This is a genomic window from Pseudomonas sp. ANT_H12B, assembly GCF_008369325.1.
Lineage (GTDB): Bacteria > Pseudomonadota > Gammaproteobacteria > Pseudomonadales > Pseudomonadaceae > Aquipseudomonas.
The window spans coordinates 132,621-156,291 of the sequence record NZ_VOBI01000012.1 but is presented as its reverse complement, the minus strand read 5'-3'; the positions used below and the strand labels follow the sequence as shown (position 1 = coordinate 156,291).

At 60.0% G+C, this 23,671-nt stretch carries 22 protein-coding genes and 2 pseudogenes; 4 read left to right on the top strand and 20 right to left on the bottom strand.

Annotation, left to right across the window (positions count from 1 at the left end; all coding sequences use genetic code 11):
* Nucleotides 1-11: 11 nt before the first annotated feature.
* The 3 genes and pseudogenes from FQ185_RS19490 to FQ185_RS30690 form a co-directional block, all read right to left on the bottom strand.
* On the bottom strand, nt 12-521 hold the full coding sequence (locus tag FQ185_RS19490) for a DUF6644 family protein (protein WP_149418841.1): 510 nt from the start codon (nt 519-521) through the stop codon (nt 12-14).
* A complete protein-coding gene (locus FQ185_RS19485) occupies nt 521-871 on the bottom strand; it encodes a DUF6152 family protein (RefSeq protein WP_149418840.1) in 351 nt (116 codons plus the stop codon). Before FQ185_RS19485 ends, FQ185_RS19490 begins: the two co-directional genes overlap by 1 nt.
* 187 nt (nt 872-1,058) lie before the next feature.
* Nucleotides 1,059-1,157, bottom strand: a pseudogene (locus FQ185_RS30690) (LysR family transcriptional regulator); the annotation flags it as partial.
* Nucleotide 1,158: 1 nt separating this feature from the next.
* On the opposite strand from FQ185_RS30690, the pseudogene FQ185_RS19475 reads away from it, so the two are divergent.
* Together FQ185_RS19475 and FQ185_RS31105 are read left to right on the top strand one after the other, a co-directional pair.
* Nucleotides 1,159-1,411: pseudogene (locus FQ185_RS19475) on the top strand (aldehyde dehydrogenase family protein); the annotation flags it as partial.
* A complete protein-coding gene (locus tag FQ185_RS31105) occupies nt 1,391-1,525 on the top strand; it encodes an aldehyde dehydrogenase family protein (protein WP_371926645.1) in 135 nt (44 codons plus the stop codon). The pseudogene FQ185_RS19475 and the gene FQ185_RS31105, both read left to right, overlap by 21 nt.
* On the opposite strand, the gene ilvD is transcribed toward FQ185_RS31105, so the two are convergent.
* Nucleotides 1,522-3,204: a dihydroxy-acid dehydratase gene (gene ilvD / locus FQ185_RS19470; protein WP_149418839.1), complete on the bottom strand. Its 1,683-nt coding sequence runs from the start codon at nt 3,202-3,204 to the stop codon at nt 1,522-1,524. The genes FQ185_RS31105 and ilvD overlap by 4 nt on opposite strands.
* Before the next feature lie 375 nt (nt 3,205-3,579).
* On the opposite strand from ilvD, the gene mqo reads away from it, so the two are divergent.
* A complete protein-coding gene (gene mqo, locus FQ185_RS19465; protein ID WP_149418838.1) occupies nt 3,580-5,229 on the top strand; it encodes a malate dehydrogenase (quinone) in 1,650 nt (549 codons plus the stop codon).
* A gap of 577 nt (nt 5,230-5,806) precedes the next feature.
* The gene (locus FQ185_RS19460; RefSeq protein WP_149418837.1) at nt 5,807-6,169 is read left to right on the top strand and encodes a DUF6124 family protein; all 363 of its coding nucleotides are present in this window, start codon (nt 5,807-5,809) and stop codon (nt 6,167-6,169) included.
* A 388-nt stretch (nt 6,170-6,557) separates the two neighbouring features.
* Here the strand turns inward: FQ185_RS19460 and FQ185_RS19455 are convergent, their stop codons facing one another.
* The 16 genes from FQ185_RS19455 to FQ185_RS19380 form a co-directional block, all read right to left on the bottom strand.
* Nucleotides 6,558-7,577: an AbrB family transcriptional regulator gene (locus FQ185_RS19455; RefSeq protein ID WP_149418836.1), complete on the bottom strand. Its 1,020-nt coding sequence runs from the start codon at nt 7,575-7,577 to the stop codon at nt 6,558-6,560.
* Nucleotides 7,578-7,755: 178 nt separating this feature from the next.
* Nucleotides 7,756-10,011, bottom strand: coding sequence for a catalase/peroxidase HPI (katG, locus tag FQ185_RS19450; protein ID WP_149418835.1), 2,256 nt, complete (start codon nt 10,009-10,011; stop codon nt 7,756-7,758).
* Nucleotides 10,012-10,406: 395 nt separating this feature from the next.
* On the bottom strand, nt 10,407-11,636 hold the full coding sequence (locus FQ185_RS19445; RefSeq protein WP_149418834.1) for a hypothetical protein: 1,230 nt from the start codon (nt 11,634-11,636) through the stop codon (nt 10,407-10,409).
* Between the two features lie 390 nt (nt 11,637-12,026).
* Nucleotides 12,027-12,986: a PDR/VanB family oxidoreductase gene (locus tag FQ185_RS19440; protein ID WP_149418833.1), complete on the bottom strand. Its 960-nt coding sequence runs from the start codon at nt 12,984-12,986 to the stop codon at nt 12,027-12,029.
* Between the two features lie 3 nt (nt 12,987-12,989).
* Complete coding sequence (locus FQ185_RS19435) at nt 12,990-13,427, bottom strand: Rid family hydrolase (protein WP_149418832.1); 438 nt, start codon at nt 13,425-13,427, stop codon at nt 12,990-12,992.
* Nucleotides 13,424-14,458, bottom strand: a complete 1,035-nt coding sequence (locus tag FQ185_RS19430; RefSeq protein WP_149418831.1) for an aromatic ring-hydroxylating dioxygenase subunit alpha — start codon at nt 14,456-14,458, stop codon at nt 13,424-13,426. The genes FQ185_RS19435 and FQ185_RS19430 overlap by 4 nt, the downstream gene beginning before the upstream one ends.
* A gap of 21 nt (nt 14,459-14,479) precedes the next feature.
* Nucleotides 14,480-14,707 (bottom strand): recombinase-like helix-turn-helix domain-containing protein, encoded by a 228-nt coding sequence (locus FQ185_RS19425; RefSeq protein ID WP_149418830.1) that lies wholly within the window; start codon nt 14,705-14,707, stop codon nt 14,480-14,482.
* A gap of 1 nt (nt 14,708) precedes the next feature.
* Nucleotides 14,709-15,026, bottom strand: a complete 318-nt coding sequence (locus FQ185_RS19420) for a hypothetical protein (RefSeq protein ID WP_149418829.1) — start codon at nt 15,024-15,026, stop codon at nt 14,709-14,711.
* 14 nt (nt 15,027-15,040) lie between these two features.
* Nucleotides 15,041-16,183, bottom strand: coding sequence for an FAD-dependent monooxygenase (locus FQ185_RS19415; RefSeq protein WP_149418828.1), 1,143 nt, complete (start codon nt 16,181-16,183; stop codon nt 15,041-15,043).
* Between the two features lie 13 nt (nt 16,184-16,196).
* Nucleotides 16,197-17,162, bottom strand: a complete 966-nt coding sequence (locus FQ185_RS19410; RefSeq protein WP_149418827.1) for a VOC family protein — start codon at nt 17,160-17,162, stop codon at nt 16,197-16,199.
* Nucleotides 17,159-18,655 (bottom strand): aldehyde dehydrogenase, encoded by a 1,497-nt coding sequence (locus FQ185_RS19405; protein WP_149418826.1) that lies wholly within the window; start codon nt 18,653-18,655, stop codon nt 17,159-17,161. Before FQ185_RS19405 ends, FQ185_RS19410 begins: the two co-directional genes overlap by 4 nt.
* Nucleotides 18,656-18,665: 10 nt before the next feature.
* Nucleotides 18,666-19,469, bottom strand: coding sequence for an aspartate dehydrogenase (locus FQ185_RS19400; protein ID WP_149418825.1), 804 nt, complete (start codon nt 19,467-19,469; stop codon nt 18,666-18,668).
* Nucleotides 19,470-19,479: 10 nt separating this feature from the next.
* Entirely contained in the window at nt 19,480-21,162 is a 1,683-nt protein-coding gene (locus FQ185_RS19395) for a thiamine pyrophosphate-binding protein (RefSeq protein ID WP_149418824.1), read from the bottom strand.
* Nucleotides 21,155-21,952, bottom strand: coding sequence for an SDR family oxidoreductase (locus FQ185_RS19390; protein WP_149418823.1), 798 nt, complete (start codon nt 21,950-21,952; stop codon nt 21,155-21,157). The genes FQ185_RS19395 and FQ185_RS19390 overlap by 8 nt, the downstream gene beginning before the upstream one ends.
* Before the next feature lies 1 nt (nt 21,953).
* Entirely contained in the window at nt 21,954-22,790 is an 837-nt protein-coding gene (locus FQ185_RS19385) for an IclR family transcriptional regulator (RefSeq protein WP_149418822.1), read from the bottom strand.
* Nucleotides 22,787-23,671, bottom strand: a complete 885-nt coding sequence (locus FQ185_RS19380; protein WP_149418821.1) for an alpha/beta fold hydrolase — start codon at nt 23,669-23,671, stop codon at nt 22,787-22,789. Before FQ185_RS19380 ends, FQ185_RS19385 begins: the two co-directional genes overlap by 4 nt.

The window sequence follows — 23,671 nt, the reverse complement described above, 5'->3', positions numbered from 1 at the left end:
CGACATGTACGTCAGGTGTAGGCCAGCAATCGACCGCAAAGCACCACGCTGACCCATAGCGCAATTGAAAACAGCGCCTGGAGTTTTGCCACGCCAGGCGCTGAGACACCGGTGTTCCACTGGGTGACGGAACGGTATGCGCCGACGTGGAAAAGCACGGCATTCAGGCCTGCCGTAGCGATCAGGCACAGCTTCAAGATAAAAATATCGTTGGAGGCGAAGTCATGAGGATGAGCGGAAAACATCATCAGCCCGGCAGGTACGATCAATAGCAGGGCCGCAATCGACCAGGTCAGGAGGTGGCGAGCCAGGGCCGTCACCTGAATATCCTTCGACAGCCCAAGCACCCGTAGATCAAACATGATCACGGAGCCGACAAGCACAATGAATCCAATGATGTGCATCACCTCGACCAGCGGATACAGCCACAACTCGCCGCGCATGGCGGCCCCCAGTTGCGAGCCATCCAGCCAGTCCAGCCAGCCTTGCGGACCCGGCTCGTTGGTAGGTGTCGATTCCATCAACGCAACTCAATGGTTTTATCGCCAACCGTGATGCGTTCTGCTCGTAGTTCATCGGGTTTGTTGCGGTTCTGATAGCCGATCACGGTGGCCTGGTTTCCGACTGCCAGCATTTCCTTCGAAAGACCTCGGTTTTCCATACGTGATGGCGGCGCCAGTACCACGTTCCAGGTCTTGTCGGCTGTCTTGAGATTCACGAACCCGTGCGGATGGGAGTAGCCGGATTGCTCTATCGTGCCCGTCAGCTGCAAAGATTTGGTTGAGTCGTACTCACTCCAGCCGTGATGAGCAAATGCCGCCGTTGCAACCAGTAGCAATGACACTGCAATGCCCTTGAGCATGACGTTCATGACACGGTTCTCCTGTTGCAGGTCGTTAATTAACGCGAAGCGCGATTCACCTGTGTTGTTTGGCAAATAAAAGTTGTCCCGCAGATGGTTTTTAGAATAGTCGGCCCATTTCAGCGTGCCGAAATACGCCCCAAAAGAATGTATCTGTCTGTGACTCTTGATTAAGGGCAGGTGCCTGCACTTCAGCCTGCCGGGCGAACCATTGCATGATCAGCGAACACGCCGGATGCGAGGCGGCCGAGGGTTGCGGACACAGCGAATACACCCCTCTGGTCTTCAAGGGTTGGCTCAAACCCAGCGAAAAGGCGCCGCTGCCCGGCCATGTTGCGGGCTGACATCCTTCATGAAGCGGGGGTGCCCAAGGGTGTGTTCAATCTGGTCAACGGCGATGGTCCGACCATCGGTGATGGCATCGCCCGGCATCCAGACATCGATATGCTGTCGTTCACGGGCTCCACCGGTGCAGGTATCGCCGTGGCCAAAGCGGCGGCAGATACGGTCAAGCGGGTATCGCAGGAACTGGGCGGCAAGTCAGCCAACGGCGCGCCTTTCGGCGGCTACAAGCAGTCGGGCAACGGCCGCGAGTGGGGCGTACACGGGCTGGAGGAGTATCTGGAACTGAAGTCGATGTTCGGTTACCAGCCAACCGCCTAGAGGTATTTATCCGTGACGGCGCCTTCCGAGGCGCTGGACACGGTCTTCGCGTACTTGGCCAATACCCCGCGTTTGTATTTGGATGGCGGGCGCACCCAGCGGGTCTTGCGCTCGGCCAATTCGTCGTCGGAAACATCGACGGTGATCTGTCGGGTTTCGGCATCGATGGTGATCTTGTCGCCATCTTCAATCAGCGCAATCGGCCCGCCATCAAACGCTTCGGGCGTGATATGTCCCACCACAAACCCATGAGAGCCGCCGGAGAAACGGCCATCGGTAATCAGCGCAACGTCCTTGCCCAACCCCTTGCCCATGACCGCCGAGGTGGGCGAGAGCATTTCGCGCATGCCGGGGCCGCCCTTGGGGCCTTCGTAACGGATGACGATGACCTCGCCTGCTTTGACTTCGCCATTGAGTATGCCGGCCAGCGCACCTTCTTCGCCGTGGTAGACACGTGCCGTGCCTTCAAAGCGCAGACCTTCCTTGCCGGTGATCTTGGCCACGGCGCCGGTGGGCGAGAGGTTGCCGCGCAGCACCACCAGGTGGGAGTCCTTTTTGACCGGTTGATCGAAGGGCAGAATCACGTCCTGACCGTCGGGGTAATCGCTGACGTTTTCCAGGTTTTCCGCCAGGGTCTTGCCGGTGACCGTCAGCACATCGCCGTGCAGCATCCCGGCCGCCAGCATGCGCTTCATCAAAGGTTGAATACCGCCAATGGCGACCAGTTCACTCATCATGTATTTGCCGCTGGGGCGCAGGTCGGCCACCACCGGGGACACCTTGCCCAACTCGACGAAATCGTCCAGCGTGAGCTCGACCTCCACGGCATGCGCCATGGCCAATAGGTGCAGCACAGCATTGGTGGAGCCGGCGAGGGCGATCACCACTCGAATGGCATTTTCAAACGCCTTGCGGGTCATGATGTCGCGCGGTTTGATGTCGAGCTTGAGCAGCTCCATGACCTGCTGACCGGCGCGGTAACTGTCTGAAGCCTTGTCACTGCCCACGGCGTCCTGAGAGCTGGAACCGGGCAGGCTCATGCCCAACGCTTCAATGGCAGACGCCATGGTGTTGGCCGTGTACATCCCGCCGCAGGAACCGGGGCCGGGAATCGCCACTTCCTCGATCTGCTTGACCTGGATCTCGCTGATATCGCCGCGCGCATGTTGGCCCACGGCTTCGAACACGGAAATGATATCGGTGTGCCCGGCACCCGGCCGGATAGTGCCTCCATAGACGAAAATCGAAGGGCGATTCAGCCGCGCCATGCCGATCAGGCAGCCCGGCATGTTCTTGTCACAACCGCCCACCGTCACGAGGCCGTCAAAGCCTTCACAACCGGCCACCACCTCAATCGAATCGGCGATCACTTCCCGCGACACCAGCGAATATTTCATGCCTTCGGTGCCATTGGCGATGCCGTCGGAAATGGTGATGGTGTTGAAAATGACGCCCTTGGCGCCAGCGGCATTCGCGCCTTTTTCGGCTTCAATGGCCAGCTTGTCGATGTGCATATTGCAGGGTGTGACCATCGCCCACGTGGAGGCGATGCCGATCTGCGGTTTTTTGAAGTCCTCGTCGGTGAAACCCACGGCACGCAGCATGGAGCGTCCGGGTGCACGCTCCACGCCGTCGACCACTTGAGAGGAAAATTTGCGCAGATCGTTTTTGTCACTCATGACGTCTCCTCATTGGCTCGTCGAGAAAAGCAGAATGAGTATAGTGGCCGAGGCAGACTATCAAGTCGGGAACAGACGCGCGGGTTTGCCGTGTCGTGATATTCTTCGCATCAACTTGCTTTGACCTATTCAGTTTGCGCGTCCAAAGACGTGCCAGCAGAATCACTGTCGCTCAAGTAGCTGAAGCCAATAAAGATAAAAAGTCAGTGCACGAGGGACATATAAACTGAGGTCGATGGAGACACGTCGGCCTTGTGTGCCCACCCTCTAATCCTTATGTGCCGGACCCCACAGCATGCTGCCTGCATGCCGTGAATCAGGGGCCGTATGAGTAAGGATGGAAGGGCGGATGACGTTTTATCATAGGTGCTACAGATGTTTAAGAAAATGAACACGGCCCTGCTGGGGCTGGCTTTGTCGATGGGGATCACTTCCGTTCACGCGGAAGAGGCAAAGAAAGTTGATGTGCTGCTCATTGGCGGCGGCATCATGAGCGCGACCCTCGGCGTCTGGCTCAATGAGCTGGAACCGGGAATGTCGATGGAAATGGTCGAGCGCCTCGACGGCGTTGCCCTGGAAAGCTCCAACGGCTGGAACAACGCCGGTACCGGTCACTCCGCGCTTGCCGAGTTGAACTACACCCCGGAAGACGATAAAGGCAACGTTCAGATCCCGAAAGCCGTTGAAATCAACGAAGCTTTTCAGATCTCCCGTCAGTTCTGGGCCTGGCAGGTTCAGCAAGGCGTGCTGAAAAACCCGCGTTCGTTCATCAACTCCACACCGCACATGAGCTTTGTGTGGGGCGATGACAACATCAAGTTCCTGAAAAAGCGTTACGACGCCCTGCAAGCGAGCCCACTGTTCGCCGGCATGCAGTACTCCGAAGACCCGGCTGTGATCAAGAAGTGGGTTCCGCTGATGATGGAAGGGCGTGACCCGAACCAGAAAATCGCGGCCACCTGGACCTCAATCGGCACCGACGTCAACTTCGGCGAGATTACCCGCCAGTTCGTTGCGCACCTGCAAACCACACCGAAATTCGACTTGAAACTGTCTAGCGAAGTGCAAGACATCACCAAGAACGAAGACGGCAGCTGGCGCGTCAGCTACAAAAACCTGAAAGACGGCACCAAATCCGAAACCAACGCCAAGTTCGTCTTCATCGGCGCGGGCGGCGGTGCACTGCACCTGCTGCAGAAGTCCGGCATTCCTGAAGCCAAGGAATACGCAGGCTTCCCGGTAGGCGGCTCGTTCCTGGTCACCGAAAACCCGACCCTCGCCGAACAACACCTAGCCAAGGCCTACGGCAAAGCCTCCGTTGGCGCACCGCCAATGTCGGTTCCGCACCTGGACACCCGCGTGCTGGACGGCAAGCGCGTCATCCTGTTTGGCCCATTCGCGACCTTCAGCACCAAGTTCCTCAAAGAAGGCTCGTACCTGGACCTGCTGACCACCACGACCACGCACAACGTGTGGCCAATGACCAAGGTCGGTATCAAGGAATACCCGCTGGTCGAGTACCTTGCTGGCCAACTGATGCTGTCTGACGAAGACCGCCTCAACGCCCTCAAAGAATACTTCCCGAACGCCAAGGCTGAAGACTGGCGCCTGTGGCAAGCCGGCCAACGCGTGCAAATCATCAAGCGTGATGAAGCTGCCGGTGGCGTGCTGAAGTTGGGTACCGAAATTGTTGCCTCGCAAGACGGCACCATTGCTGGTCTGCTGGGCGCCTCGCCGGGTGCATCGACCGCTGCACCGATCATGCTGACCGTGCTGCAGAAAGTGTTCAAAGACAAGGTTGCTTCGCCAGCCTGGCAGGAAAAGCTGCATCAGATCGTGCCGAGCTATGGCACTCAGCTGAATGGCAGTCCTGAGAAGGTCGCGGAGGAGTGGGCTTACACCGCCAAGGTGCTGCAGCTGACTCCGCCGCCGGTGATTGGTCAGGTGGCTGTTCCTGCCGCACCTGCCGCCGCTGAAAAGCCAAAGGCTGTGAAAGAGAATGCTGCTAGTGATATGGCTCTGTAACTAGAGGCGTAATCGAAAAGCCCACTGAACCGGTGACGGTCAGTGGGCTTTTTTGTGCTTGGGATTTAGTGTGGATGATTTGCGAGAGGTGCTAAACGGAGATGCTTTGTGGCGTGAAAAGGCGCGCTGGGCCGCAAGCGTACCGTATTCACTCAGTTGCGAACTCCAGAAGCGCTTTATTTTTCAGCGAAACTGGGCTGCCAGGGTAAGCGTCCGCCCAACACACCTTGCGTGTTTAAAAGCTCTAGACGTTACTTCCTGAAAGCTACAAGACCTTGCGCCGTTGCCTACGGCTACGCCAGAATCCGCCGGCTTGTGCGCCTTGGGCCTGGGTTCTATTGTTTCCGTGTCGCTGACGGTTCAGCGGTCGGGCTTGGAAACTCGACGGGTAAACGGCACTAAAGCACTCTTCATAACGCCCTCTTGCACACCTTGTGCATTCCGTTATGGCGGCTGTGCGTGGGAGACCTTCTAGGTCTGCCGGGCTCGTTTACCCTGGTTTTCCAACCCGCGTACAGCTGCCACCCCTTCGCTTGGAAACGAACGTGGCAGCTCCACCAGTAAACGAGGATTCACCATGTTCAAAGTCACACCCAACCCGCCGGACACCGATCCTGCATCCCCGTACGAAAGCCTCGATTCAAAAAAACTCAACAACGCCGCCGAACGAGCCCTCGACTTCCACTTCCCGTCGATGGCCGATATCAAAGCCACACCACGTACACCCAGCGCTCTATTTTCCGTTGACCCAGAGGCCACGACCGAAACCCTTGTGGTGTATTTGGTCGAGACGCTGGCCTCGGTCGATGTGATGGTCCATCAGTTGGTGGACCATCTGGAGGGCGGGACACGCAATGCGCTGCTGGGCATTTCCAACAGCGTGATGCTGGCGGAGATCACGGCAAACCGGGTGCTGGATCAGATTGATCCGCCTGCGTAGGTGAGGGCTGCCGTGGCGAGGGACCGAACTCCCTCGCCACTATGGTTAAGCGCTCATTAATTACTTACTTCAGTGGCAAGCGTCCGGTGATCACGCCTGGCAAACCGTGCTGTCGGTGTGCTACGGAAAAATAAAATGGTCAGCGGGCTTTTGCGTGTGTAGGTTCTATTCTGATCCGTATTTTCTGTCGTTATCTGCATCTGTAATGCACCCAGCCTGCGCCTCACAATGACAGCACGCTCCACATCCGCAGCAACTGCTGCACCGCAAACTCACAAGTTAGGAGGCCCCAATGGGCAAGATGGCTATTTTCCTGGGTGGATTTCTGGTGTTAACCATTTTGATTGGTGCACTCGCCACGATCTCTCCCGCTTAGTCCTTCCTGCGATCAGACGTTCTCCCGCCAGCGCCGGGCCTGAACGAGCAACGCCGGGGCGAAGTGCAGCACGACCATCCGCACCAGATGATGAGTCAGGATGAACACGACGTTCAGTCCACCACTGACCGCGACCAGGGTGATGGTCTCGATGGCGCCAGGCATGTAGGCCAGCCAGAGCGACAAGGGATCGCTGCCCAGAACCCGCCCGGCCACGCCGGCAAACGCTGTCGCGATCAGTAACATCAGGGCGACGGACATCAGTCCGGCCCGTCCGTGGCGGATCAGTTCGTTGAGGCTGATGTCCTTGAATTTCGAGCCAATCAGCACACCGAGGAGAACCACGGCGGTGTCGACACTCCATGGCGGCATGTGGAAAGTCTGGAGATAGCCCATCTTCAAGTAGACGCCGGTGATGACGATCGCGGTAAGCATGAACGGTGCCGGCACGCCGACGCTCAACAGCACGCGGCCAAGCAACATGCTCAAGGCGATCAGCGACAGTAGGGTCAGCGCCGTGCTCGTGAGCAGTGGGTTGCTCTCGCCAAGCGCCATATCGGTATGCCCGGGAATGCAAAGGCTGACCAGCACGGTGATCGACAGCAGTCTGACCAGGTGCACGACGATCACCTTGCTCGACGCACGCTCGGACTCGAGCAAATCGAACACGGCGGCGAGTGCGCCGGGGTACACGGCTAACAGCGAGTCTTTCAGGTTCCATCCCGAGACTTTGAGCAGCCACAAACCGGCCACCGCGCTCTGGACCGTCAGGCCCAGCAACATGAAGCCCAGGCTGGGCAACATGGCCGCCGCCGTTTGGCTGTTCCACGACGTGAACATCAGACCGGTTGCGATCCCCGACACGATTTGCACGTAGCCAAGGCCGAAGGGCAGTGTGGGAGCAAATCGCAAGTTGCTGGCGATCAACGCGGTCGCGAGTATCGAGCCCAGCAACAGACCATGGGGGATGCCGGCGTATTGCAGCGCGGTGCCGACGCCGGTGGCGATCAGCAAACACAATAGGCTTTTCATGGTTTGACGAATCTTCCTTAATTCATTGAGTCTTCCATTTGGGCCACGGACGTTTTCCCATTGAACGGCGTGAAGCGTCAAGTACGCCTGGCTCAGCGCTACAAAACACTCGCCCGGCAAAAAGCACAACGCCTCCACACTGGGAGGCGTTGCGGGTTTTCAGAAAATACCGCTCGTGTTACCGAACGTCGAAGCGATCCAGGTCCATCACTTTGGCCCACGCCGCTACGAAGTCTTTAACGAACTTGTCCTTCATGTCTTCGCTTGCATAGAGTTCGGCCAAGGCTCGCAGCTGCGCATTCGAGCCGAAGACGAGGTCGACGCGGGAAGCCGTCCACTTCACTCCGCCGGTTTTGCGATCGCGCCCTTCAAACGCTTCATTGGCCTCGGAGGTCGGTTTCCATTCCACGCCCATGTCCAGCAGGTTCTTGAAGAAGTCGTTGGTCAACGCCTCCGGCTGCTGGGTGAACACGCCGTGTCTGGTTTGCCCGACGTTGGTGTTCAACACGCGCAAGCCGCCAAGGAGCGCGGTCATTTCTGGTGCGCTGAGGGTCAGTTGTTGCGCCTTGTCGATCAGTAACGCCTCGGCCGATACGCTGTATCTGCCCTTGACGTAGTTACGGAAGCCATCGGCGATGGGTTCGAGGAAGCCGAACGATTCCACGTCCGTCTGCTCTTGGGAGGCGTCCATCCGACCTGGTGTGAACGGCACCGTCACGCTGTGGCCAGCATTTTTCGCAGCCTGTTCGACGCCAGCATTACCGGCCAGCACGATCAGGTCCGCCAGCGATATTTTCTTGCCGCCGCTGTTGAACTCGTTCTGGATACCCTCGAGTTTCGTCAGCACGTTTGCCAGTTGCTCAGGCTGGTTGGCCTGCCAGAACTTCTGGGGGGCCAGACGCAAGCGTCCACCGTTGGCGCCGCCGCGCTTGTCGGAGCCACGGAAGGTCGAAGCGGCCGCCCACGCCGTTGACACTAGCTGCGAAACCGACAGACCCGAGGCCTGGAGTTTGCTCTTGAGTGCGGCGACGTCGCTGTCGTTGACCAACTCATGGTCGACCTCCGGGATGGGGTCTTGCCACAGCAGTTCTTCGGCCGGCATTTCCGGACCGAGGTAGCGCGAGAGGGGGCCCATGTCGCGGTGAATCAGCTTGAACCAGGCGCGGGCGAACGCGTCGGCCATTTGATCCGGATTCTCCAGGAAGCGCCGGGAAATCGGTTCGTAGATCGGGTCGAATCGCAGCGACAGGTCGGTGGTCAGCATGGTCGGGTTACGACGCTTGGACGGGTCGTGGGCATCCGGAATGATGCCGGCGCCAGCGCCGTTTTTGGGTGTCCACTGGTGCGCACCCGCCGGGCTTTTGGTCAGTTCCCACTCGAAGCCGAACAGGTTTTCCAGGTAGTTATTGCTCCATCGTGTGGGCGTGGTGGTCCAGGTCACTTCCAGGCCGCTGGTGATCGTGTCAGGACCTTTGCCGGTGCCGAAGCTGTTCTTCCAGCCCAGCCCCTGAGCTTCGAGGCCAGCCGCTTCGGGCTCGGCGCCAACGTTGTCGGCAGGCCCGGCGCCATGGGTTTTGCCGAAGGCATGGCCGCCGGCGATCAGGGCCACGGTTTCTTCGTCGTTCATCGCCATGCGACCGAAGGTTTCACGGATGTCGATGGCCGCAGCCACGGGATCGGGATTGCCTTCAGGACCTTCCGGGTTCACGTAGATCAAGCCCATTTGCACTGCGGCGAGCGGGTTTTCCAGGTTACGTCCCTGGTCGGTACGGCTCTCCTCGTTTTCCCCCGGCTCAGCAACGAGTGGACCTTCGCCGGGCTCTTGCATGGGCTCGTTTTCTTTGCCGTAGCGGGTGTCGCCGCCCAGCCACTTGTTCTCCGAGCCCCAATAGACGTCTTCATCCGGTTCCCAGACGTCCTTGCGGCCGCCGGAAAAACCAAAGGTCTTGAAGCCCATGGACTCCAGCGCGACGTTACCGGTGAGCACGATCAGGTCAGCCCAGGAAATCTTACGACCGTATTTTTGCTTGATCGGCCACAGCAGCCGGCGCGCCTTGTCGAGGCTGACGTTGTCCGGCCAGCTGTTGAGGGGCGCAAAACGCTGCTGGCCGGAGCCGGCACCACCGCGACCATCACCGGTGCGGTACGTGCCTGCGGCGTGCCAGGCCATACGAATGAAAAGCGGCCCGTAATGACCGAAGTCCGCAGGCCACCAGTCTTGCGAATCAGTCATCAGCGCAGTCAAGTCTCGCTTGACCGCTTCGAAGTCCAGGGTTTTGAATTCTTCGGCGTAGTTGAAGCCTTCATCCATGGGATCTGACAGGGACGAGTGCTGGTGCAGGATCTTCAGATTCAGTTGGTTTGGCCACCAATCGCGGTTCGTCGTGCCACCGCCAGCGGCGTGATTGAACGGGCATTTCGATTCATTTGCCATGTGTGAGCTACCTTTAGGTCGTGTTCATCCGGCTATACGGCCCGTTGTGGGCTCGCAATAGTGACGAGCGAAATCAATGACACAGGCTGCTGGGCCAGCAGTTTGAGCAACTGATTGTTTTTGACCGCACGGGAATTCTGAACATCGGCAATCGAGTTGCCAGCACGGTGGCCCACGGCAGGCTCAGTCACGTTTCTGACTCATTCCTGTCTCCTTATCAGCTCTAATCCGGCCAGCTTACGCCGGCGCTGGATTAAGGTTAGACCCCTATCCGCAAGTCAGCTAATAGGTGGAGTATTCGGTCCTGATAGGCATAATCTTTTACCCGAACCGCCGTGATGGGCCCTACTGAGCCGGGCCGGCGTGGGGTGTGCCGTTGGCTCAGCCGGATCTGATTAGAAGTAGTACCCGATATTGATATTAGTCCGGTAGTACCACTCATTACTTCCGATCGAGTTGGTATTGGTAAAGCCAGTACCGTTTTCCGCGCCGCCGTAAGGGTTGGCGTTTTTCGCCCAGGTCAGGTCAACCCACGCCATGATCGGCATGGCCAGGAACTGCGCACCGACGGTGTACATCTGCGAGTCGTCCCAACCACTCTCGTCTTTCATCATGCGACTGTAGTCGTTGTACAGCTTGATCTTCTTCAGTTGCCCCAACTTCGGCGTGGCGATGTCGTAGCTGACGTTCAACGAGGCGATGGTGGCTTTGGAGGCAATCAAATAAGCCGGCGTCAGGCCGTTGCCGCCCATCAGTACCGAGTTGTTGCTGACACCGGCAGGGTTTTTCGGGTCGTATTCGTAGCGAATGCCTTGGGTGCTGACGGTCCACGCGCCAGCGTTGATGATCGCGTGGATACCGCCGGCCCAGTAGTCGCCGTCGTCTTTGGTGGTGGCGTTGTACAGTTGGGCGGCGGCAATCGATGCGCCGATTTCGGTTTTCCAGCCATCATTGGTAAAGGTTCGCGCAACCCGGGCGTTGATCTGGTTGTGCTTCTCGTTATCCTGGCGCGACTGGGTGAAAGGGATCGCATTGTCCTTGAGGTCGGCATAACGCCCGACTTCCGGCGAGTAGCGAATGTCCGACGGCAACATGCGCGGGAAGTACCCCAGCTGTACATCCCAGTCCTTGTCCTTGTAGCTGTACTTCAAACCGGTGCCGGCGCTGACGCCATAGCCCATGAAGAAGGGCAGGTGATAACTCCAGCCAAATTGCGGATAAGGTTCCAGGCCGAACGGCTTGAACGGCGCGCCCAGCTGCAGGTTTGAGTTGCTGTTGATCCGATAGCCGACGAAGCCGCGGTCGATGGAGCGTTTGCCGTCATCCTGAAACCAGTAGCCGACATCGCTGAACAGGTTTTTGTAAGTCGCCGCCACGTCGATGCGGAAGGTATCGAAGAGAAAACGTCCGTTGTTTTCGGTGGTGTCCCAGTGTTCGTCACGGTAGTTGGTGCGCAGCGCTCCGCCGATATCCAGGCTGCTTTCGCCATCATCGCTGCGCCAGGCGATATGCGGAAACGGCTTTTTACCGGTAGTAGATGTCACGGGCGCAGCGGGACCGGGTTCGCCGGCGAAACTCACGCAACTGCTCATCATCAGCCCCACACATATAACGTAATGCTTCATGTTGACTCCGCTGCTCAATTGAACGCTACAAAGTGACCGGCAACACTGTTCCGTTCGCCTTGAAAGTGGCGAGGGGCGGATAACGTCGAGTGTTGCTTTGATTAAGTGCGTTTCTGTTTTTATTGTTTCATGGGTAATACGGCGTATGGCCTATGAACTCATGATTACCTGAGCAGAAATTATGCCAACTGTCAGAAAGCTGTTTTTGGTTTAAAAATTCAATAAAAACAATTGTTTATATAGGAAACATATTTATTTGTATTGCCCATGAAACAGGCGCGTCGAGGGGTAACGAAACTGCACATTCACTGTGCGTTTTTTATTTCACGCGCATAAAAAAAGGCCGACATACCTGTCGGCCTGTTTAACCCTGGAAACTTGATACTCGCGTTATAGATCCAGTACCAACCGCCGGCTCTTGCAACCTGACACACACACCATCATGGATTTATTCGCCGCACGCTCGGCTTTGGTCAACACGCCATCACGATGATCGACATCACCCTCCAGCACACGTGTTTCGCACGAACCGCAAACTCCTTCGCGACAGCTGTACTCGATATCGCAGCCAGCCTCGAGCAGCACGTCGAGCAAACTCAAACCGGGCTCGATCGACAGCGTCTTGCCAGATTTTTTCAGCTCCACGCTGTAGCTGCTCTGCGCATCTTCCGACGGTGGCAATTCAGCCGCCGCGAAACGTTCAATATGCGCATGGGGATAACCGAGACCTTCACAGGTGCTTTCGAAAGCATCGAGCATCGGTGTCGGGCCGCAGCAATAGAAGTGCGTGTCGCCGGGCTTATCCGCCAAGTAAGCGCTGAGGTCGGGCGGCATGCCCTTTTCATCGTTGAAGTGGTAGACGACTTTGGCACTCAGGCCGCTGAGTTCTTCCACCAGCGCGGCTTCCTGCCGCGAACGGGCGCAGTAGATCAGCTCGGCGGATTTTCCCAGTGCCAGCAACTGGCGGAACATGCAGTAGATCGGTGTGATGCCGATACCGCCGGCCACCAGCACGCTGTGTTTGGCACTCATATCGAGCTGGAAATTATTGCGCGGAGACGAGATCGGCAGTTGCATGCCGACCCGCAGTTGCGCGTGCACATACTCCGAGCCACCGCGGCTGTTGCGATCACGCAAAATGCCGATCACGTAACGGCCGTGATCGCTCGGCGAGTTGAGCAATGAGTAACTGCGCACCAAGCCATTGGGCAAATGCAGGTCGATGTGCGAGCCCGCTTCAAAAGGGGGGAACACCGTGTCGCCAAACGGCCGCAACTCGACACTGATGATGCCTTCGGCTTCGTAGCGCAGGGTATGCACGCGAGCGGTGAGGGGGGAGGAATGGGACATCGGTCACCTCTTTTCGACAGTTCGCAAATCGAGATCGAGACGCGCGCCGGCCTCGATCTCCACCCGCAGTTCGGGAAACACCAGCGCGCTCACTTCAACCAGCGTGGAGGTAGGAAAAACCGCCTGACCTTCGAAGAAGTCACGGCGTGCGCGACCCACTTCGTCCTTGTCGGCGATGTCGGTGACATACACCGTCAACCGGTAAATGTTGCCGACATGCCCACCCGCCGCTTCAACCAGCGCCTGGACCTTGTTCAGCACCACCAGGGTCTGGGCGTAGGCATCGAGCGGCGCGTCAGCCACAACGGCCAGGCGTGTAGCGGGATGGCCGGTCATGCCGGACATCACCACTTCATTGCCGATCAGCAAGGCATTTGACCAGGTGGCGCTGGCCGGTTCGATCAACGATCCGGCCTGAACACGTTGCACGGCTGCGTTCATGACAACTGCTTCGCGTCGATCAGCTCCAGTTGGGCCTTGGCCGCGTTTTTCAGGTAGCGGCGCAGACGCACCACACCCAGGTCATGCTGGTAGAGGTTTTCCCGCTGGTTGGCGTCCGGTTCCATGAATTCGAGCAGCACTCGATCCTGCTCCAGCACCGCCCAGTGCCGTGCTTCCAGACGGTTTTTGTAGAGGAAACGCCAGGTGTCGCGCTGCCAGCCGGTCAGTGGACGGCAACGCCAGTGGAACACCGCCGACAAGGAGCGGCTGCTCGGCGTGTAGCTGCCGATGATGGTGAAGTTGCCACCCGGGCCGCCGGTTTTCGGATACGGAATTTCCAGACGCAGCCAATGGCAGCCGTTGTCCATGAATTCGGTCCAGTCGAAATTCACCCCGCGCTGGCCTTCTTTTTCAAAGAAGAAACCATTGTCGGTGTCGCGGGTGACGAACTTGGCGGTGGCTTCGCCTTCGCTCATGGAATGCGACATCTTGTGCAGGTAGGTGCCGTGCATCGGGTCCATGACGTTGTCGATCACGTAGCGATAGTCGCCTTTCCACTCGGTGTAGCAGACGAAGCTGCTCCATTCGGGGGAGGTCAGTTGCTCGGGCAGCACCAGCTCCGGCGGGGTATCCACGTGCGGGTCAGCGGCGTTGTACAGAAAGATCGCGCCAGCGGCTTCACGGGTGTGAAACATGCGGGTCGGGCGGCTGCCTTCGAGCTTGCAACCGGGGCTGCCGGGGACTTTGGTGACCGTGCCGTCGCAGCGCACTTCCACGCCGTGATACGGGCATTGCAGCCGGTCGCCCAGAACCGGGCCCTGGGACAGTGGTGCGCCGCGATGAGGACAGTGATCTTCCAGCGCATGGACGCTGCCATCATTGTCGCGCCACAGCGCAATTTTGTAGCCGAGGCGACGGATCGACACCGGTTTTTCGCCCAGTTGATCGGAGGGCAGGACCGGGAACCACAGGTTCTTCAACCCATTGGCCAGGAGGTTTTCAGCAGGATCGACGGTTGTATTCATGTTCATTTCTTATTGTCCTCCGGCGGGTCATTCGCCCAGCCGAGCCATCAGGGTTTTATAGGCGTCTGGTGTCCACTCTCCGGTGGTCAGCGGGCAGGGCGGCCCGACCAGATTCAGGTGCGCGAGCAGGTCGGGCAACTCGGTCACCCCATTGCCAAAAGCGCGTTCGATGGAGTCGCCGAGCAACTCTTCGAACTGGGTATTGGGGCGTTTACGGGCCTGATGGGGCTCCAGGTAGGGTTCGGTATTGCTCATCTCATTGACCTCCGTTACGTACCCGTTCGCGGATCATTTCGCGCACGGGAATAAAGTCATACGTCGGGAAAACTTCGGTGCTGAACACGCCCCAGGCCGAGCGTTCGAGCTCGACATTGAGGGGCGGCAGCAGGCTCGGTGGCAATCGCAGGGTGACGATCTGACCCAGGCCCATGGCCACGGTCCAGGACACCACCTCGACGCCTTGCGGTGGAAACCGCTCCCACCAGTCCTGCTGCTTCATGTGCCGCTGAATCTCTTCCAGGTTCTTTGATTGGTCGTGCTTGAGCAGCACGGTCACCAGCAAGGTCTCGCTCATGGCTACGGTCCTGCTCACGCCACGTTCGGCATCGACACGGCCCAGGCGTCATAGCCATAAACCCAGTCGGCGTTGCCGCCGTCCTTGAGCCATTGGTTGCCACGCGAGCCGATCTGGATCTGGCTGGTGCGTTGCAGTCGTGCCTGCTGATACGCCTGCAGGGCCTCGGCGATCTGCGCGGTGCTGGTCAGGTCTGGCAAATGGCGAGCGAGCACAACGGCGTCTTCGATCGCCTGGCCGGCGCCTTGCGCCATGAACGGCATCATCGGATGGCAGGCATCGCCCAGCAGGGTCATCGAGCCCTTGGACCAGAACGGCAGCGGATCGCGTTCGTACAGCGCGGTCTTGAGCACCTCGTTGCACGCATCGAGCAGGGCCCGAGCATCCGGGTGGAAGTCCTGATAGTGGCTGCGCAACTCGTCGGCATCGCCGTGGCTGGTCCAGGACTCTTCATGCCAGCTGTCCTGAGCCGTGGTGGCGAAGATGAAAATGTCCCGGCCCTGATTCAACGGGAACGTCACGATCTGGCTTTCCGGCGTCGGGCCCCACCATTTGGTGAACGCCTGAATGTTCGGCACATGGGCCACGCTTTCGGCAGGTACGACGGCGCGGTAAGCGACCACTCCGGTAAAGCGCGGCTGCTCATCACCGAACAGCGCATTACGCACCACCGAATGGATGCCATCGGCGCCGATCAACAGATCAGTGACATGGCGGCTGCCATCCTTGAAGCGCAACTCGATACCGTTGGCGGTTTGCACGACGTGCTCGGCACGTTTGCCGAACTGCACCTGTTCTTGCGGGAAGACGTCCGCCAGCGCGGCCAGCAGATCGGCGCGGTGAATGGTCAGTTGCGGCGCACCGTATTTCTGTTCGGCGGCATCGGACATTTCCAGGCGCGACGTTTCCTCGCCGCTGTCCCAGAGACGGCTGATCCGGTGCGTTGGACGAGCGGCTGGAATGCGCACGGCAGCGCCCACCCCAAGACCATCCAGAGCACGCACGGCATTAGGCGTCAGGTTGATATCGGCACCGACCCGCAAAAAGGCTTTCGACTGTTCGAAAACGGTGACGTTATGGCCTGCGCGGTGCAGGGCGATGGCGGCGGTCAGGCCACCGATTCCGGCACCGGCGATAGCGATATTCAGCGAAGACATGGACGACTCCTGCTCAGGGTTTCGGTTTGTCGGTGAGGAACTTGCCTTGCGGCGCCTCGACGTTTTGCTGGCGACGGGTATTGCCATCGATGCCGCCGGCAATCGCCCATTCGGCGAACATCGTCGGGCCCGGCTCGAAGTCCCGCGGCTGCCATTCGCCGGTCAGTTGGTCTTCATCGGCGTAGTACTCGACCAATGCGCCGGCCGGGTTCTTGAAGTACCAGAAGAACGCCGACGACACCGGGTGCCGACCCGGGCCGATTTCCGTTGCCCAGCCGCGTCGGGAAATGTGCATGCCGCCGCCGAACACTTCGTGCACATCGCGCACGGTGAAGGCAACGTGGTTCAGGCCGGCGCGAGGGGCGGGCAGTTGCAGCATGAACAGATCGTGGTGGCCGCCTTCTTCGGCGGTGCGCAGGAACGCCCCGCGATCCGGGTAGCGGTCCGAGGCCTGGAAGCCGAAACGCTCGTGGTAGAAGGCTTCGCAGGCGTTGACGTCCTTGACGAAAAACACCACATGGCCGACTTCGATCGGCGTGGCGCGGTCGTAAATTGGCGCAGCCTTGTTGATCCGGCCTTTGGTCTGCCAGGTGTTATGGCCGCTGCACTCGATCTCCAGTTCACGCTTGCGGGTCACTTGCAGGCGGATCGCCAGGCCGTTGGGGTCGGTGCAACCGATGCGCCCAGCCGCTTCGATGAAGCCCGGATCGTTGGCGATGCGCTCGCTATAAAGCTTCAAGTCAGCGTCGCTTTCGACGCCCCAGACCACTTCGCGCACGGTCGAACCGGGTTCGATGGCGGGCGGCAACCCCGCCTTGTTGATGTCGGCAAGCACCACGCGGCAACCGTTGAGGGTTTCGAAGACCACCTCGTCAGGTTGCTCGCTGACTTTGCTCAGGCCCCAGTCGCTGAAAAAACGCACGCTGGTGTCGAGGTCCTCGACGCCGTAGGTGACTTCATCAATGCCTAAAACGCTCATACCGCTACCTCTCGTTGCACACCGGCCCAGGCCAGTGGCTGTTCATTCATGCCCCAATAAAGGCTTTTCTGTTCCATGTACTGCAGGATGCCGAGGCGACCTTTTTCACGGCCCAGACCGCTGTCGCGCCAGCCGCCGAACGGTGTGGAAATCGAGAACTGTTTGTAGGTGTTGATCCACACCGTACCGGCCTGAATTTTTCGGCCTAGCGCCCAGGCGCGTTTGTAGTCGCGGGTCCAGATGCCGGCGGCGAGGGCGTACAGGCTGTCGTTGGCCTGCTCCAGCAATTGCGCTTCGTCGTCGAACGGCATGGCCACCAGCACCGGGCCGAAGATTTCTTCCTGACAAACCTGTTGGCTGTTGTTCAGGCCTTCGAGAATGGTCGGCGGGTAGTAATAACCCTGGTCGTACACGCCGCCGCTCGGACGCTTGCCACCCAGCAGCAAACGCCCACCTTCGGCCAGTCCTAAAGCAACATACCGCTCCACGGATTCGCGGTGTCCGGCGCTGATCAACGGGCCCATTTGCGTACGTTCATCGGCTGGATCACCGACGCGCAACTCAGCCGCCGCTGCGACCAGGCGAGCCATGAACGGCTCATACAACGGGCGGGCGACGAACAAACGTGAACCGGCGATGCAGGCTTCGCCCGAAGAACTGAAGATGCCGTACAGCACACCGGCCACCGCGTGGTCGAGGTCGGCGTCGTCAAGAACGATGGTCGGCGACTTACCGCCCAGTTCCAGCGATACCGGCATCATCTTGTCGGCGGCGATGTGGGCAATGTGTTTGCCGGTTTTGGTGCCACCGGTGAACGACACGCGCTTGACCAGCGGGTGACGCGTCAGCGCATCACCGAGCAGCGAACCCTTGCCTGGCAACACACTGAGCAGGCCGTTAGGCAAGCCGGCGTCCTCGCAGATGCGTGCCAGTTGCAACGCCATCAACGGGGTGATTTCCGCCGGTTTGATCACCACCGCGTTGCCGGCCGCCAGCGCCGGAGCAACCTTCTGCGCTTCGCTGGCAATCGGCGAGTTCCACGGAGTGATCGCGGCGATCACGCCCATCGGCTCGTACACACTCATGCTGACGAAATCACCACGGGACGGCGTGATGGTTTCTTCGAGGGTTTCGCAGGCTGAAGCGAAGAACTGAAAAGTCCCCGCCGCACTGGCGACCAAAGCACGGGTTTCGTTGATCGGCTTGCCATTGTCCTGGCGCTGCAATTGCGCCAGTTCTTCGCTGCGCTCACGGATCAGCTCGGCAATGCGATACAGCACGCTGGCGCGCTCATGGGGTTTGCGCTGCGCCCAGCCGCTGTGCAAAAACGCCTGGTGGGCGCCTTGCACGGCGTCTTCAACGTCGTCGACACTGGCGGCGTTGAGCCAGGCAACCGCTTCGCCCGTGGCGGGGTAGCATGTGGCATAACGCTCGCCGCGCCCGAGGCGCCAGTCGCCGGCAATGCAGATCGGTAAAGTCTGTTCGAGAGTCATTGGCGGTCCCCTAAATCGAAATCGCGTGGGCGTGGTTGCCCAAGGCGCGGACGACGCTATAAACGGTCAGTGCCGAGGTCTTCGGGTTGGCCAACAGCGGCTTGCCACGCAAGCTCAGTTCGAAACCGCCAAAGGCACCGCGGGCTTCGAAGTGATGGACGTTTTCCTCGCTCAGCGGGTCGGCGATCAGCGTCACGTGAGTGCGATCCAGGCCGAGCCCGGCCAGCGACAAGGTTGCCGCGACGTTGGCGTTTTTTGGATAGAGCCGTGCCGCTTCCCGGGCGCTGCCCTGAAAAATCACCGTGGCTTCGGTGATGCTGTCCAGATCACAGACCAGCTCACCGGGAGTGTTTTTCCAGGCGCGAGCCGGTTTGCGTCCGGTGTAATTGACCGAATCGAGCCCGCCGACCTTGGCCGCCGACAAGGCGTCGATGCCGCCGATGGCACCGGGCAGCAATTCGATGCGGGTCTGGCCGCGTTCGGCTGCCGCTTCCAGGCGTTCCACCAGGCCGACTTCGGACAGCGCGCCGACCGACACGATCAGGCAGGCAATGCCACGCTCCAGCGCCGGCAACACATGTTCTTCGATGGCGCGATGGCCGGCGCACTCGACCAGCAGGTCAGGGCGGGCGTCGGCCGGCAACGCGGTCAGCACCTGCGGCGGTTGCGTGAAGCTGGCCAGCCTTTGACGTACAAGCTCTTCAGACCCGGCCGAAGCGATGACGTAATCAACGCACAGCTGCGGATCCTTCTCCAACAGTTCGAGCACGCCGACACCAATGGCGCCGCAGCCGATCATGGTGATATGCAACATGACGAAGTCCTCAGGCCGTGGCTTTTTGCGCTTTGGTTTCGCTGTTGGGCGGACCGGCAAACTGGGTGGCGAAGCTGCCGACGGCGAGCATGTCGACTTCCAGCAAAAACGGGCCAGGTTGAGCCAGCGCGCTGTCGACAACACTGCCGAAATTCTTCAGGTCGGTGACCAACCCGTGGCGCAGGTTCAGGGACTCGGCCAGCTTGGAATAATCCGGGGTGTGCAGGTCGACGTAGCAATGACGGCTGCCGTAAACCGCGTCCTGAATATTGCGGATCACCCCGTAGCGCTGGTCGTTCATCAGCAGGATCACCACGTTGGCCTTCTCTTGCACCAGCGTTGCCAGTTCGCCGAGGTTGAGGATGAAGCCGCCGTCACCGGCGAGGGCGAAGACTTTGCGATCTGGCGCAGTTTCAGCAGCGGCCACGGCGGCACCGATGCCCATCGACAAACCCTGGCCGATGCCGCCGCCCAGCGCATGTACGCCGGAACGCGGGTGGTACAGGGTCAGCAGGCGGTTGCCCCAGATGCTGTTGGACAGCGTGACGTCGCGCACCCAAGAGAAATTGCGCCCGGTGATGGCTTGCAGCTGTTCGACCATGGCCGAGTACGGGCCGAGGTCAGCGATCAGTTGAGTCCGGGATTTTTCGCGGACTTCCTTGAGTTCGGCGAGGAACGTCGGGTCGATCTGCAGGCGACCTTCCAGACGATCAGCCAGGCCGTCGAGGGCCAGCGCCGCGTCACCGCAGATGAACAATTCGCTGTTATAGCTGCGACCTTCGATCGCCGGGTTGGCGTCGATACGCAGGGTATTGCGTGGCAGCTTCAGTGCGTACTTGAAGGTTTCGTTGCTGCGCAGGCGGGAACCGGCGATCAGCAAGGCATCGCAGCTTTGCAGGAACTGCTCGACCAATTTGTTTTGCGAGAACGCGCCGAGGCAGCGTTCGTCATCTTCGTTGACCACGCCGCGACCCTGGGTCGAGGTGATCACGCCGACGCCCATGTCCAGCAGGCGTTTGACTTGAGGCCCGGCATGCCGCGCGCCGCCACCGAGCCACAACAGTGGACGGGTGGCTGTGGCCAGACGCTCGGCCACCAGGTCCAGCGCTTCGGGTGCGGGTACGGCCACTGGAATCGGCAGCGGTGAGAGGTCGGTCGGCATCGGGATAAAGGTCGACTGGATGTCGATCGGGATTTCCACGCTGACCGGACCGGTAGGAGCGGTCAGGGCGGTTTGCACGGCCAGCTTCATCGTGCTGATGGCGGTTTCGACGCTGCGTACGCGAAACGCAGCCTTCGACACGGCTTTGAGCATGGTCAGTTGGTCGCGTGCTTCGTGGATGTAGGCGAATTCCTGATCCAGGTATGGCGTTTCAATCTGCCCGGTGATGTGCAGCAGCGGCGTGCCGGCGGTCAGCGCTTCGACCATGGCGCCTGCGGCGTTGCCGGCCGCGGTGCCAGTGGAGGTCAGGCAAACACCGAGGCCACCGGTGGTGCGGGCATAAGCGTCGGCCATGTTGGTGGCGCCGGCTTCACCACGAGCCATGACGAAGCGGATGTTTCCGCGAACCGCGAAGGCATCGAGGATCGGCATGTTGTGGATCGAGATCACGCCGAACGCGGCCTTGACGTCGCATTGCTCGAGAAACGCGGTGATGGCGGCGCCAACGGTGACAGTATTTTCATTACGCATGGCGGGACAGGCCTCCAGAAACATCGATATGGCTGCCTGTGGTGTAAGCCGACAGAGGCGAGGCCAGAAACAGGATCGCGCGGGCCGCTTCAATCGGCAGGCCCAGGCGCCCTAAGGGAATGTGTTTTTTACGAGCCAGCTGGGCGGTCCATTGGGTCCAGTCCAGGTCCCGCTCTTCGCGGGCTTCGAAACGTCGGCGCCATTGCCCGGACTCGACCAGGCCAATGAGGATGCCGTTGACCCGAATGCCCTGACCGGCAAATTCGGTGGCCATCGAGCGCACCAGGTTCATGACCCCGGCGCGAGCGGCCGAGGTGGCGACCATGTGCGGTTCCGGCTGGCTGGCCAGCAGCGAATTGACGCAGACGATGGCCGCGTTCGGCTGGCGTTGCAGCTGTGCCATGAAGGCGTGGACCGGGTTGATCACCGAGAAGAATTTCAGGTTCAACTCTTCGGTCCAGGCGCTGTCGGTGGTGTCGGCGAAAGTCGACACCCGACCTTGCCCGGCGTTGTTGATCAGCACGCTGGCCGGCCCCAATGCGGCCAGACTGGCCGCGGCAAACGCCTTGACCGAATCCGCGTCGAGCACGTTGCAAACATGGGCCAGCAGCCGTGCTTCGGGGAAGCGTTGACGCAACTCGGCTTCGGCGCTGCGCAGGCGGTCTTCGTTACGACCGCAGAAGGCCACGGCCGCGCCGGCTTCGAGCAACAACTCGACGCAGGCCAGGCCAATGCCCGAAGAGCCACCAGTGACAATCGCGGTGCTGTCTTGCAGTTGATAAAGGCTCATCTCAATCCCTCATCAATGCAGTGACGCGGTGCTGCCCGTCATGGGCAGCACCGCTGTTGTAGTTGAGCAGCCGCGACAGTTCGTCGGCGCTGCGGCGCACTTGCAGCAGCAACTCGTTGAAGTTGACGTGAGCGATCTGTGCGGTCGGGATCGTGACGCCCAGCGCCGCGACGATCCTGCTCGTCTCATCGCGCACCGGTGCGGCGACGGTCGAAATCGTTGATTCGAAAAAACCTTCGCTGCTGACGAAACCGCGCTGGCGGTCGGCCTGAACCAGGTCGAACAGTTCCATCACGGTTTTCGGCGTGCACGGCGAAAACTGCTCCAGGTGGTCTTCCGGGTACAGCTCACGCAATTCGGCCAGCGACAGGTCTTCGAGCAGAATTCGCCCGAGGACAGTGGCGTGGGCGGGCAGGCGAGTGCCGACGTTGACCGCACTGGAGAACACTGACGGCGGCGAGACCTTGGCCACGTAAACGATCGAACGACCATCGCGAACCACCAGGTTGCTCGGGTAGTTGAGGCGGTCGCACAAACGCGCCAGCAGCGGTTGGCCGAGCTCGGTCAGTTCCAGTGACGCCAGGTACTCAAAGCCCAGGCGCAGCACCGACATGCCGAGGCGGTATTCATTGCCGCTGCGGGTGACGAAGCCCATGGTTTCCAGGGTCGTCAGCAGACGAAATATGGTCGAACGTGGCAGCGCCAGACGTCGGGCCAGTTCGGGTGCGGTCAGCGTGCGATTGCGCCGGCTGAACTCGCACAGCAGCAACAAGCCGCGCTCCAGGCCCGGCACGATGTATTTGTCCTGAGCGTCCTTCAGCAGATCTGAATCGTTCATAGAGATGCACCAGTCAGGGATTCTTTGATGGCAAAGGCCAGACGACCCGCCACCACATAAGGTTGTTCGATCGGGCTGGCATGCCCGGCATCGGGAATCAGGTTGAACGTGGCGCCCAATGCTTTGGCCAGGGTCAGGCAGCTTTCAGGTGCGGTGATGCCATCGGCTTCGCCGCAATGCACTTCGCAGGGCATCGACAGCGGCGCGTGCCGCAGCAAGTCTTCGCCGCACAGCAGTTCAATCGCCTGGCGATAGCCATCGGGATTGAGCCGGCCCATGTTCCACTGCACCCAGGCCTGTGCCTTGGGGCTGGCCGCGGGGGAAAGCATGTAGGCGCTGCGTTGCTCGGCCATGTGTTGAATGCCCAGTTGTTCCAGGGCACGCAGACGTTTGCTGCGCACTTCCTGACGCTGCAAGGCGCGTGATGGATGGCCGTAACCCTGCGCCGGGCTGATCAATACCAGCCGGCTGATTCGCTGCTGCTGCACGCCGCTGGCGAACGCTGTGGCGGTAATCGCGCCCAGGGAATGACCCACCAGCACACAGCGCTGGATGCCCAGTGCGTCGAGCATCTGCAGCAGGCGTTCGGCATAGTCCGAAGCGTCGGGGGCCAGCGATCTCAACGGCGTGGAATCTCCGTAGCCGGGCGCGTCCCAGGCAATCACCCGGGCGCTCTGGCCAAGCTCCTGCGCCACCTCTAACCACGACGCCGAGCCCGAGCCGATCCCGTGCAGCAACACAATGGCCGGCCCGGTTCCGCATTCGCGAATGGCCTGGCGCCCGCCTGCAATCTTCAGCGTGCGCTGGGGAAAGTGCAGGGCCAGTTGTGCCTGGAGGTCAGCCGTCAGCTGCGGGACGAGATTATCGATGGCGTGCAACAT

Excerpts from the sequence above, each read along its gene's own strand:
- FQ185_RS19490 (WP_149418841.1), bottom strand. The coding sequence starts at position 521 with ATGGAATCGACACCTACCAACGAGCCGGGTCCGCAAGGCTGGCTGGAC.
- FQ185_RS19485 (WP_149418840.1), bottom strand. The coding sequence starts at position 871 with ATGAACGTCATGCTCAAGGGCATTGCAGTGTCATTGCTACTGGTTGCA.
- ilvD (WP_149418839.1), bottom strand. The coding sequence starts at position 3,204 with ATGAGTGACAAAAACGATCTGCGCAAATTTTCCTCTCAAGTGGTCGAC.
- mqo (WP_149418838.1), top strand. The coding sequence starts at position 3,580 with ATGTTTAAGAAAATGAACACGGCCCTGCTGGGGCTGGCTTTGTCGATG.
- FQ185_RS19460 (WP_149418837.1), top strand. The coding sequence starts at position 5,807 with ATGTTCAAAGTCACACCCAACCCGCCGGACACCGATCCTGCATCCCCG.
- FQ185_RS19455 (WP_149418836.1), bottom strand. The coding sequence starts at position 7,577 with ATGAAAAGCCTATTGTGTTTGCTGATCGCCACCGGCGTCGGCACCGCG.
- katG (WP_149418835.1), bottom strand. The coding sequence starts at position 10,011 with ATGGCAAATGAATCGAAATGCCCGTTCAATCACGCCGCTGGCGGTGGC.
- FQ185_RS19445 (WP_149418834.1), bottom strand. The coding sequence starts at position 11,636 with ATGAAGCATTACGTTATATGTGTGGGGCTGATGATGAGCAGTTGCGTG.
- FQ185_RS19440 (WP_149418833.1), bottom strand. The coding sequence starts at position 12,986 with ATGTCCCATTCCTCCCCCCTCACCGCTCGCGTGCATACCCTGCGCTAC.
- FQ185_RS19435 (WP_149418832.1), bottom strand. The coding sequence starts at position 13,427 with ATGAACGCAGCCGTGCAACGTGTTCAGGCCGGATCGTTGATCGAACCG.
- FQ185_RS19430 (WP_149418831.1), bottom strand. The coding sequence starts at position 14,458 with ATGAACATGAATACAACCGTCGATCCTGCTGAAAACCTCCTGGCCAAT.
- FQ185_RS19425 (WP_149418830.1), bottom strand. The coding sequence starts at position 14,707 with ATGAGCAATACCGAACCCTACCTGGAGCCCCATCAGGCCCGTAAACGC.
- FQ185_RS19420 (WP_149418829.1), bottom strand. The coding sequence starts at position 15,026 with ATGAGCGAGACCTTGCTGGTGACCGTGCTGCTCAAGCACGACCAATCA.
- FQ185_RS19415 (WP_149418828.1), bottom strand. The coding sequence starts at position 16,183 with ATGTCTTCGCTGAATATCGCTATCGCCGGTGCCGGAATCGGTGGCCTG.
- FQ185_RS19410 (WP_149418827.1), bottom strand. The coding sequence starts at position 17,162 with ATGAGCGTTTTAGGCATTGATGAAGTCACCTACGGCGTCGAGGACCTC.
- FQ185_RS19405 (WP_149418826.1), bottom strand. The coding sequence starts at position 18,655 with ATGACTCTCGAACAGACTTTACCGATCTGCATTGCCGGCGACTGGCGC.
- FQ185_RS19400 (WP_149418825.1), bottom strand. The coding sequence starts at position 19,469 with ATGTTGCATATCACCATGATCGGCTGCGGCGCCATTGGTGTCGGCGTG.
- FQ185_RS19395 (WP_149418824.1), bottom strand. The coding sequence starts at position 21,162 with ATGCGTAATGAAAATACTGTCACCGTTGGCGCCGCCATCACCGCGTTT.
- FQ185_RS19390 (WP_149418823.1), bottom strand. The coding sequence starts at position 21,952 with ATGAGCCTTTATCAACTGCAAGACAGCACCGCGATTGTCACTGGTGGC.
- FQ185_RS19385 (WP_149418822.1), bottom strand. The coding sequence starts at position 22,790 with ATGAACGATTCAGATCTGCTGAAGGACGCTCAGGACAAATACATCGTG.
- FQ185_RS19380 (WP_149418821.1), bottom strand. The coding sequence starts at position 23,671 with ATGTTGCACGCCATCGATAATCTCGTCCCGCAGCTGACGGCTGACCTC.